Origin of the sequence: Burkholderia sp. BCC1972 (assembly GCF_905339605.1) — a bacterium.
Classification (GTDB): Bacteria; Pseudomonadota; Gammaproteobacteria; order Burkholderiales; family Burkholderiaceae; genus Burkholderia.
This window is the reverse complement of sequence record NZ_CAJPGH010000002.1, coordinates 169,190-181,071: the sequence shown is the minus strand read 5'-3', so window position 1 is coordinate 181,071 and position 11,882 is coordinate 169,190. Positions and strand designations below refer to the sequence as shown.

Below are 11,882 nucleotides of genomic sequence, written 5' to 3'. Positions count from 1 at the left end.
AGGAGACTTTCATGCTGGACATCGACGGCGTCGGGATGGGCGTCAACTGGATGGCGTTCCTCGAGCGTACGCTCGAAGCCGAACGCGCGAAGGCGGCGAGCCAGGCCGCCCAGCAGTCGAGCGACCCGTCGAAACAGCAGGCCATCGCGCCGCCGGCCCCGCCGCTCACCGTGCAGGTCACGCCCGACAGCGATCCGTCGAAGCCGACCAACGCCGAAATCTCGTCCGCAACGTCGCTGATCCAGAGCCTCGCCGAACAATACCGGCCAACCGCACCGGACATCACGGTCGACGATCCGCTCACGAAGGCCGCGCAGACCGCGATCCAGGGGGCGCAGACGAAGTTCGACGACGCGCTGAAGGACGAACAGGGCAAGCAGACGGCGCTCACAGCCGCGCAGAACGATCCGCGGTCGTCGCCGGCCGCGATCGACCAGGCCCGCACTGCGTACGACCAGGCGCACACCGCCACCGCCAAGGCGGAGAAGGAGCTCGACGTCACGACCGACGCCGGCTACATGATCGCGTATGCGCAACAGGCCGATCACGACAACGCCGCGCTCGACCCGAAGCAGGCCGGCTCCGCGCAAGCGAACGCGAATGACGCGCTCGACAAGCTGAAGGCCGCCGTGCCCGGCATCGGCGACGATCCGACGAAGGCGTCGCAGGACACATGGACGCCGCAGCAGAAACAGGCCTACGACACGTGGCAGCGCGCGGATGCGAAGCTGTCCGAAGCGAAGGCGCGCCACAACGCCGACATCGCGAACTCGAACCTCGCCCTCGCGCAATTGCAGTCGTATGCGTCGAACGGCGATTATTCGGACGCAATGGATGCCGGCATCGCGCGCGTCAACGACCAGCTCGCGCCGCTCGGCCGCATGATCGACGCGCCGGCGGCGATGAATCCGGACGACGCGCAGAAGGCGCTGGCCGGCGCGGCCGACGACGCCAACTATGCGAACGCCTGCCTGAACGCCGCGACCGACGCGGCGAATCTCGCCGACGTCCAGATCACGTACAACACGGTGTCCGGCAAGTACGGCCCGACCGTGATGAGCACGACCGTCGATGCGCAGCAGAACCTGCTGAACCACGCACAGGCGAGCGCGCGCGTGAGCGGCGGCTATCTGCAGATGCTGTATGCGAATCGCCAGGTCACCGAGCAACAGGCGAATTACGACGCCACGCAAAAGAGCGCGACGCAATGGCGCCACGACCATCCAGGCGTGAAACTCGCGGATCCGCGAGCCGATCTCGGCGTCGACGACGCGGCCGCGCAACTGTCGAAGGCGAAGGATGCCGCGAGCCTCGCGCACGACGGCTACGTCGCCGCATACGGCAACGCGCTCGCGATCCACTATGACGACGTCGCTGCCGGCGTGCAGGACCAGTACAACCACCGCACGATGTGCCTCGTGAACGATCCGACGCCGCTCGAGATCAAGGGGCTGAAGACGATCGCGTCGGCACTGCATCAGGCCGACGACCGGATGACGGCGACCGTCAACGAGCGCGCGACGAAGCAGGCGCTAGCCGACGCGCAGGCGAAGCAGTCGGATCTGCAGATCAAGGTCGACGGGTTGCAGGCCCTGTACGACCAGTGGAACCGCGATCACGGCATCGGCCAGGCGCCGAGCGTGCTGGCGGTGACGAAACCGGACAGCACGCCGAAAAACATCCCGTTGACCGCGCCCGTCCCGTTCGTCGTGAATCCGTACGCGCAGCAGCTGACGGATGCGCGCGCGACCCTCGACCAGGCGAACCGCGACGTCCAGCAGGACCAGATGCTCAGCGAAACGCTGCATCAGCAGGTGCTGTTCAACGAATTCGACGCGCATCTCGACGAGCGGCTGCGCAACCCGAAGACGGAATCCGACCAGAAGGACTACGCGAAAGCGCTATCCGACTTCTTCGGCGCACACCGCAGCGAGCTGTCGCAATCGCTGCTCGACAAGGCCGGCGAAGCGACGCAGCACGGCGCGACGATCGACTTCGGGAAGCTCGACGACACGCAGCAGCGCAACCTCGTCGGCGTCGCGATCGGGCTGTCGCCGGACAGCACGTCCAGCGATCCGCATGCCGCGCAGTTCACCGACGGCAAGAAACTCGAGTCGATCGACAAGGTGCGCAACGAGCTGCTGAAGGTGGGCGGCGGTGCGGGCACGCGTGTGAACGTGATGCCGATCGTCTACGCGTCGAAGGACGCCGGCCTGATGACGAGCGCGATCTTCAAGGTCACGAATGCGAACGGCGACACGCACTACGTCGACGACCAGGGCTCGAAGTATTCGGACATCGGCAATTTCCTCAACGACAACGAGCTGTCGTCGAACGGCACGCTCGACATCGCCACCGGCTACGACGCGAACGGCGTCGCGCAGATCGACCGCCACAACAGCGCGCACGACGACAGCTGGTGGGAAAGCGTGATGCATACGCTTGGCGCCGGCGACGTGAACCTCGGCATGCTGATCGGCGGCCTCGCGCTCGAAGTGGGCGGCGGCCTGCTCGATGCGACCGTGTTCGGCGCGCCGCTCGGCATCGCGCTCAACGCGGTCGGCACGGGGCTGATGTATACGTCCGCGACGGCGGCCGTCGTGAACTCCGGCTACGACCTCGCCAACCGGATGGAGCACGACCGCACGATCAACCCGCTCGATGCGGGCGCCCGCGCGGACTACCTGAACCTCGTGCCGCTCGGCGTCGGCAAGTTTGGCGAAGCGTTGTCGTTCGCGAGCCGCACCGCCACCGCCGAAAAGCTCGTGCAGCGCTTCGGCGGCGATGCGACGCAATTCGCATCGCGCGTGAAGACCGGCACGCAGTTTGCAACGAAAGCGTCCGCGTACGGCGGCGCGGTAGACGCGGCCGGCCAGTTCGGCTACGACCTCGCGACCGGCCACACCGACCGGCTGTCCGGCGATGCGACGTCGTTCCTGCTCAACGCCGGGCTCGCGGCGGGCCCGCAGCGGATCAAGGCGCTGTCGACCGGCATCGTGCGTCGCACCGGCAGCTTCGGCGCGCGCGACCTCGGCAACCACGCCGTGTCGATCGGCGACCAGCGCGTGACGGTCGGCCAGGACAAGTACGCGGCGCTCGATACGCTGCGTGTCGGCCGCCAGCAGGCGACGCTCGACGGCCGCTCGATCACCGTCGCGAAAGACGGCACGTTGATGGTCGGCAACAAGATCCTCACCTACGAAGGCGTGCCGATCCGCGTGCTGAACCGCGGCAATGACGTCAACACCGGCGCACGCGGCAGAACCGAATCGACCGCGTTTCTCGACCAGGACGGCACGATCACGCTCGGCGAACGCGTGAAGGGCCTGACGCTCACGCGCTTCAACCGGTACGAGACGGATGCGCGCATCTCGGCCGACGAACACGGCGGACTCACGCTGTCCGACGGCATCGAGCTCAAGTACGCGCACGACCTCGCCCCGCCCCGCGCGGCCACGACGCCGGCCGCGCCATCGCAGGGCGACGCGCAGCCGCCAGACCAGGCGAGCCGCACGACCCCGGTCGCCGCACGCGCGACCGACGCGGCCGGCCCGGCGGCCTCCGCAGACGAGCCGGCAGCCGCGACCTCGCGGGCGACCGCGCAAACACGCCGTGCGTCGTCCGACGTGCGCGAACGCGCCGCCGAGAACGACCAGGACGCCCGGATCACGTCCAATGCCGATCGCCGCAGCGGCGATGCACGCACGATCAACTACCGGCGCGTCGTCGATCCGGCCGAATCCGGAGCAGGCGGCGCACTCAAGCCGCTGACGTTCCGCGAGCGGGTCGCGTGGACGATCCTCAACGCGCTCGCGACGTCGCCGCTGTCGCCCGGCTTCGTCGCGCGCGACGCCGACGTGACGCTGGCATCGCGCCGGCCGCTCGTCGAGCAGCACGAGTACGGCGGCCGCACGCTGTACGTCGTGCGCAACGACCGTGCCGGCGGCGCGTTCGCGACGCGCGACGGCGTACCGGTCGGCGGGCACGAACTCGCGCTCGATGCCCGCTACGCCTTTCGCGCGCCGGCCGACATGGCGGAACCGATCGTGCTGATCGCCGAGCAGGCGGACGCGAAGCTCGCGCCCGAACTCGCGAACGTGTGGAACCGGCCGGTGTTCGTCGCGCCGCGCGACGCGCTCGCGGCCGACGGCACGCTGCGCGCGACGAGCGGCTACCTGCGCTACGACCCGGCGCCGCACCCCGAAGTCGATCTCGGCCCGCTGCGCGCGGACGGCACGACCGTGTTCCATGCCGATACCGGCAAGCCGGTCGATCTCGCCGAGCATCTCGGCGCGCTGATCGCGTTCGGCAACGAGAAAGGCGGCTTCGCGCTCGGCCGCGGCGCGGTGCTCGGCCTGTACGAAGATCTGACCAGCACGCGCACCGAGCAGCGCAACGCGGCGCTCGCCGAGCAGGCCGGCCTTGCGCTGCTGCGCGGCCGCTTCGATCTGCCGACCGTGTCGATGGACGGCCCGTTCTCGCATGCGAACCGCGTCGCGGTGTTGTACCAGCCGCGCGGTGCGCTGCATACGCAGGACGTCGAGCGCGGCGTGCTGCCGCCGACGCTGAAGGCCGAGACGCTCGACCAGTTGCGTGCGCTCAAGTCGCTCATCGCGGAGAACCGCCTGTACTTCGACGTCCAGGGCATTTATCACGACGGCCGCCTGCTGATGACGGACCCGGGCCGCATCGAGACCGGCAACGACGGCTACCGCGGCACGCGCGATCGCGTGGACGACCAGCTGCAGCTCCTCGAGCGCGGCGTCGAACGCGGCGACGTGACGCTCGCGCACCCGGAAACCACCGAGGTCGCGCCGTCCGGCGACAAACCCGGGCTCGTCGCCCGGCTCCAGATGCGCTTCGGCGGCGCGCCGCTGCCGAACGAGGTCAGCGCGCTCGCGCAGCAGTCGGGCACGCTCGCGCAGCAACTGCGCATGCTCGACGACAACGGCTGGCGGGTGCGGGTCGGCAAGCGCGGCGGCGGCAGCCGGATCGATGCCGGCAAGAAGCGCGTCACGATCGACGGCGCGCTCACGCACTCCGAATCGATGACCTACACGCTCGCGCACGAGGCCAAGCATGCGGTCGAGGCGATCGACGGCTCGCTCGGGCTCGACTACAGCGGCCGACGCCGCTTCACGCGCAAGGCGCTCGAAGCGGAGGCGCGCGCGCAGCTCAATGCGTTCGAGGCGCGCTACGAAATCCAGATGAAGAGCGGCGTCGACATCGCCGCGCACGTCAAGCTGCCCGACGCGATCCAGGAAGTCGCCGACGCATGGCAGCCGTCGCACGACTACGCGGGCACCGTCGCGACGCTGGCCGATGCATTCGCGCGTTCGCCGGTGTCGGGCACGCACGGGCAGCACTACGAAGCGTTCTACGGCGACGCGTTCGATCGCGGCGCGGCGCAGGCGGCCCGCACGATGCCGGCACCGCAGGACGCACAGGCGGCCGGCGACGCGCCGCGTTCGATGCGCGAGATCCAGGCGCAGCGCGTCGCGTGGACGAACGACCACGTGGAGCGCAATGCATCGCCGTTCGGCGCGGGCGGGCCGCCCGCGCTCGACACGCTGTCGTTCCTGCGCAGCGACGAGCACATCCGGCTCGATCCGCGCAACCGGATCGCGATCGTGCCGGCCGAATCGATGCGTGGCGGCACACTGCTCGGCCCCGACGGGCAGCCGGTCGATCCGCACACGTTCACGCTGCTCAACCCGCCGCCGCCCGATCCGGAGTACACGACAATCCTGTCGGCCCGCCACGCGAACGAAGGCGCGGCCGCGCAACTCGCGAACCTGTGGCAACGCACGATCTACGCGGCGCATCCGGATGCCGTCGGCGACGCCGGCGCGCTGACCGACCTGTCCGGCCTGAACCGTTACACGCCGGCCGCCTATCGCCAGCCGTCGCTCGGCGAACTGTCGGTCGACACGGCGCGCGATCGCCTGCATGTCACCGGCGACCCGTCGCGCGTCGTCGACCCGGCGGATTACCTCGGCCCGGTGCTCGGCTCCGGCGCGGACAAGACCGTGTTCGACGGCGGTGCCGGACAGGCCATCGGCATCTATCGCAACGGCACGCCCAGGGGCCTCGTCAACGCGTACGAAGCGGTCGCCCTCGAACAGGCCGGGCTGCGCGAGCTCAAGGAGACCTACAAGCTGCCGACCAGCACGACCGACGGGCCGTTCACGGTCGCCAATCGCATCGGCGTCGTGCTGAAGCCGTCCGCGCAGCTGAGCAGCGTCGACGTCGAATTCGACGTCGGCCTGCCGGGCGTGGTATCGCACGACGGCCTGGCCGATCTCGGCAAGATTCGCCGCGTCACCGCGCAGCACCATTTGCTGTACGACTTCCAGGTGCTGTTCGGCCGCCGCGGCGAAGTCATGCTGCACGACCCCGGCGAGGTCATGCACGAGGCCGACCCGGACGGCAGCGTACTCGAACGGATCGACGACGTCGCCGCACGAATTCACCATGGACTTCAAACCGGGCGCATCCGCCTCGCGCACCCCGAGATGGCCGAGCACGGCGCCTACGCGCCGCGGCGCGGCGTCATCGAGCGCGTCGTCACGACCTTCCGCGGCGTCGTGCTGCGCATGCGCGCGCACGCGCTCGCGTCGCGTTCGCCGACGCTGATGGCGCAGATGCGGCTCGCGAAGCAGGACGGCTGGAAGGTGAAGCTCGGCGCGCGCGGCGAAGGCCAGTCCGTCGACCCCGAACGGCGCGTGATCGTCCTCGACGGCAACACGCGTCACGCCGGCACGCTGGTGTTCGCGCTCGCGCACGAAGCGCAGCATAGCGTCGACATCTCGACCGGTGCGCTCGGTCTCGATCACACGAGCCACGATGCATACGTGCGCAGCCTGCTGCTCGCGGAAGCTCGCGCGCAGGTTAATGCGTACCGCGTTCGCGACGAGATCCTCGCGGCGGGCGGCGGCGACATCGCGGCCCACGTGCAGCTGCCGGACGCGCTCGCGCGCGCCGCGCGCCGGGCGTACGAGAGCGGCGATCCGGCCGCATTGCAGGCTCTCGCGGACCAGTTCGGCGACACGCGCACGTCGCTGCCCGGCAATCCGACCTATCGCGTGCTGTACGCCGAGCAGGCGCGCGCGCTGACCGGCGACGCGCGACTGCCGAAGCTCGCCGCGCCGGGGTCCGGCAACGGCGCAGCGGGTGCATCAGGCGCCTCCGGCGGCGGGCGCGCACGCGAAAGCGCACGGATGAAGCGCGCACGCGCATGGCTCGACGAACGCGGGTTGCGTACGTTGACGCACGTCGCAGGCAACAGCCTGCCGGAACTGCGCAACCTCGTCCGGGAAACCGGGCGCAGCACCTACGTGCTGATCGCGCGTGCCGGCACGCCGAGTGCCGGATCGCCGCCGAAGTTCGTCGCCGAGGCGCAGGTCGATGCGAACGGCGCGATCGAGATCACTTTTACCGACCGGTCGCTCAAACGCGCGGGCCGGAATACACTCGACGACGCGCTGTCGCTTGCGCTCGATGCACGGAATCGCAACGCGGCCGCGGCAGCACGACTCGACTTCGATTTCTACGTATCGAAGGTGCCGCTCGCCGAATTGAAGCGCCTGGGCGGCCCGTCGAAGATCGAGCCGGCGCACGATGGCGACACGATCGAGCTCGCCCATGCGGGCCAGGTCGACGACGCGCTCGCGGCCGCGATCGATGCACTCGGCTCGGTCAGGCACTATTCGAACGCCAACAAGGCGATCGCGAATGCGCGCAACGCCGATACGATCTATGCGGTCGACCGGAAAACCGGCGAGATCGTCGGCCATGCGACGCGCGATCCGAACAGCGGGGTGTGGTACTACGAGGCAAAAGCGCCGCTCGACGGCACCCGCGTCACCCCGCGCACGCTCGACGACGCGTTCCAGCGCCGCGTGAAGGCGCGGATGCTGCCGGGCGGCCCGCGCCACCGGATTCCGCTGTCGCGCGCACGCCAGCGCGGCGTCTCGTTCATCGCGACGGAGATCGGCGCCGACATGATGGCGCGCATCGGCCGCTTCGATCCGGTCAAGGCGCCGAAGGAAAAGGCCGACCGCCTGCCGTCGCGCCTGCGCCCGCGCTATGTCAGCCAGACCTCGATCGCGTGGACCCTCAACGCGAGCCACCGCGTCGCGCTGCTGACGCGCGCCCGCGCCACCGCACTGCTGAAGCGGCAGGCGATGCCGGGCGCCCTGCCGTCGGGGTCGGCGGCGCCCCATGCGCAGCCCGTCCCGGCCACGCCGGCAGGCGCCCGCGCCCCATCCCGCCCGACGCTGCACGACGCGCTGGTCGAAGCGCACATGCTGCCCGTCGACGCGAACCACGCGCTCGACTTCAGCGGCCCGAACGCCGTGCATCTGCTGACCCTCGCCGAGCATGGCATGCTGGCCCCCGACACGCACCGCGTCTACGTGTACCGCAACGGCCAGACGATCGCGCACCAGCTCGACGCACCCGACGGCGTGCTCGTGCCCGACGCCGACGGCAACCTGCTCTGGCACGACGACTGGCGCGACACGAGCGGGGCCGGCGTGCCGCTCGACGCGTCGCCGATCGGCCGCGGCCCCTACGGCGCCGACGTCCATCTGCTGCTCACCGAGCTCAAGCCGGACGGCGTCGACACCTATGCGGCCGGCACGCGCGTGGACGCGCTGAACAAGCAGATCGCACGCCTCACGAAGCTGCAGGGCGCGTCGAGCCGCAACCTGGTCGATACGCTGCGCAAATGGGCCAGGCAGGAAAAGGCCGCGGCCGTGCGCGAACGCAACGCCACGCAGCAGCGCATCGATCGCGAAATCAAGGCCGCACGCAAGCGCAACGCGCCGCCGCCCGAGCATCCGGTGCTCGAAATCAAGCCATACCAGCCGGCGCTCGTCAGCTCGACGCAGATCGAATGGAAGCGGCGCTACGGCGACGGCGGCATGCCCGACCCGCTCGCGCATATCGCGCGGCTCAAGGCGTTCATCGAGCGCGAAGGCAACACGCGCGCCGGACCGCTCGAATTCGAGGACACGCCAGGCGACAGCGCGCCGCCGGTGATGATGGCCGACGCGAAGGGATGGACCGGGCTCGGCAAATGGCTCGGCGTCGCACGCGACTATGCGACGGGTGGCGCGCGTTATGCGCCGGTGCCGCGCTGGAAGGACATGCAGCGCAAGCTGAGCGCGGCCGCCGCCATCGACCGGCAGATCATGCGTGCGTTTTTCCGGTCGAGCCGCGACGTGCAATATCGCGTCGCGCCGATGAGCCGCGCCTACCGGCTGTCCGACGATCCGCAGGCGTTTCTCGCGTGGTTGCGCCGCAACGGCGCGGCGGGCGCGGTCGTCACGCTCGTTGTCGATCCGCATACGCTCGCGGCGGCCCAGGGCAAGAAGCACGACCAGGATTTCGTCGACGACGTGAAGCGGCTCGGTGACCAGACGCGCGCGAAGCTGGACTACACCGATGCGACGATCACCGGCGAGAACGGCCACGTCGTGCATCTCGACGAGCTGACCGAGAAAAGCCTGCACGCGTGGCTCGACGCCGCGGCCGAAGGCGGCTTCCTGCTGCGGCTCGAAACCGCGTCGGGCCGTGCGCTGGTGTCGCGTACCGACGAGCGCTACCAGGCCGGCACCAACGACCAGTATCACGACTACGTGCGGCTCGCATCGCTGCTCGAGAAGTGGGCGAACCAGCACCCGCGCGAAACCGCGCCGCACGTGATGGTGACGTTCCACGGCTGGGATGCCGTGCCGGAACCGGTGCCGGGCGCCGGTCACGTCGAACTCGTGAACGCGCTGCTCGACCGGCCGGCGCTGAACTGGGTCCACGTCGGGCTGTCGTACGCGACGCACGGCGCCGACTTCATTGCGAACCCGGACCTGACGAGCGCGCTCGCGAAGATGCTCGTCGAGCGTGCGGGTCCGCACGCAGGCAGACGCAACCACGCCGCGTTCGAGCGGATTCACGGCGGCGACGCACTGACCCGCGTCTTCGAGCGCGTCGATGCCGGCACGCTGGTCGAGCAGCATCAGATGCTGCTCGCCGAAATCGACCGGATCGGTCGCGACAGCGGGATGACGCCCGACGAGATCGGCTCGCTCGTCAGCCGGCTATACGAAGGCAACACGACGAAGCTGCTGAATCGCGCGCGCTACGCGGTCGCCGACTACGCGACGCGGGCATGGCAAGCGGACCCGAACAACGCGCCGAAGCCGAACTCGAAGGTGCGGCGCTTTACCGAAGACTGGCAGCGCGACATCGGCAGCAAGCTCGACAAGCCGCAGCAGAGTCAGACCATCGGGAGACGCCCGTTCTCGAACCCACCCGACTGGCGCGCGGTCGTGCAACGCCCCGAATTGCTGGTCGACGACGCGAAGCCGCTCAGCGACAGCCGCCTCGTCAGCAGCCAGTCGAACCGGCCCGACCCGGCCGCGCAAACCGAACCGCCGCTGACGCCCGAGCAGGCCGCGCATGCGGAACTGAACGCGCTGCGGCTGCAGCAGGCGGGCCGGCTGCGGTCGTGGTTCACGCGGGAAAACGTGCTGTCGATGCTGGCCGGCGTCGGCGTGGGCTTCGGCGTCGGCTTCGGCGCGCACCAGTTCGGCCTCGCGTCGCCCGAGTTCAAGCAGACGAGCAATGCGATGTTCGTCGGCGCGCGCACCGGCCGTCTCGTGCAGGCCCTGCACCAGGATTCCGTGCGGGCGCTGCAGGATGGCGATCCGCGGCTGTTCCGGCGCGTGCTCGATCGCTTCGTGCGCGGGCTCGACAGCCAGCTCGCCGCACACGAGATGGACCGCGACACGCGCGGCGCGTCGCTCAGGCTGCTGGCCAACGAGGCGCGCGCCAAGGTGAACCAGCTGATCGCGCTGCACGAAAAGCAGAAAGTGCCGGCGGACGAGGTGGTCACCTATACGAAGATGATCGCGAACGACATGATCGCGCAGATGCAAGGCGTGCTCGGCGGCACGTCGATCCAGCAGATGCACCACGGCAACCCGCGCCGCTTCTTCGGCAAGCTCGGGCGCTCGGCGGCGCTGGCCGGCTACGTCGGCCTCGGCGAGACCGCGATCCACAACCTGTTCACGGATCCGTCGATCGTGCCGGTGCTCGGCGGCGTCGGCGCGCTGCTCGGTCTCGGCTATACGGCCGCCATCCATCTCGGCGCGACGCGCAACCTGTCGCTCGACCGCCGCAGCCGGCTGGTGCGCGCGATCGATGCGACGTCGGATGTCGTGTCGGTCGCGGCCGGCTATACGGGTGCGTTCATCGGCGCGCACGCGACGATCCACTCGAACGTCCCGCTCGCGCTGTCGGGCGCAACCTCCGCGACGCTGCTCGCGCTCGCGCGCATCGACACGCATTTCCCGAACGCGACCAAGGCGATCACCGGCCGGATTCCCACCGCGATCGTGCTCGTGCCGATCGCGATCTACGTCGGCAACTGGATCTACACGTTCTTCGACGACAAGGGCAAGCCGGCGCCGAAGTCGAACGTCGCGCCGCCGGGCGCCGGCGCGTCGCCATCACCGAGCGCGTCGTCGCCCGCCCCGTCGCCGTCGGCCACGCCGTCCGCGAGCGTGCAGCCGACACCCGGGCCGTCCGCGACGGCCACGTCGACGCCGCCCGCCAGCCCGTCAACGCAGCCGCCGCGCTACTTCGTCGTCGACGGGGATTCGCTGTGGGTGATCGCCGACCAGCATCGCGATTCGCTGCTCGACGCCGCCCACGTCCCGCCCGCGGACCGGCCTGCGATGTCGCGCGCAGAGCAGGACGCGGCGGCACTCCGGGAGATCCTGCAGCTCAATCCGGCGGTAGCCGCCGATCCGGCCCACCTGGCGATCGGCACGCCGCTGAACGTCGGCTGACCGCGGCCCGGCCGCGCGTCGGCCGGC

1 protein-coding gene is annotated in these 11,882 nt (G+C 69.9%); it reads left to right on the top strand.

All coding sequences use genetic code 11. The features are described 5' to 3' along the window. Positions 1-11: 11 nt before the first annotated feature. Positions 12-11,855: an LWXIA domain-containing protein gene (locus U5798_RS04280; protein ID WP_322081306.1), complete on the top strand. Its 11,844-nt coding sequence runs from the start codon at positions 12-14 to the stop codon at positions 11,853-11,855. Positions 11,856-11,882: the final 27 nt, after the last annotated feature.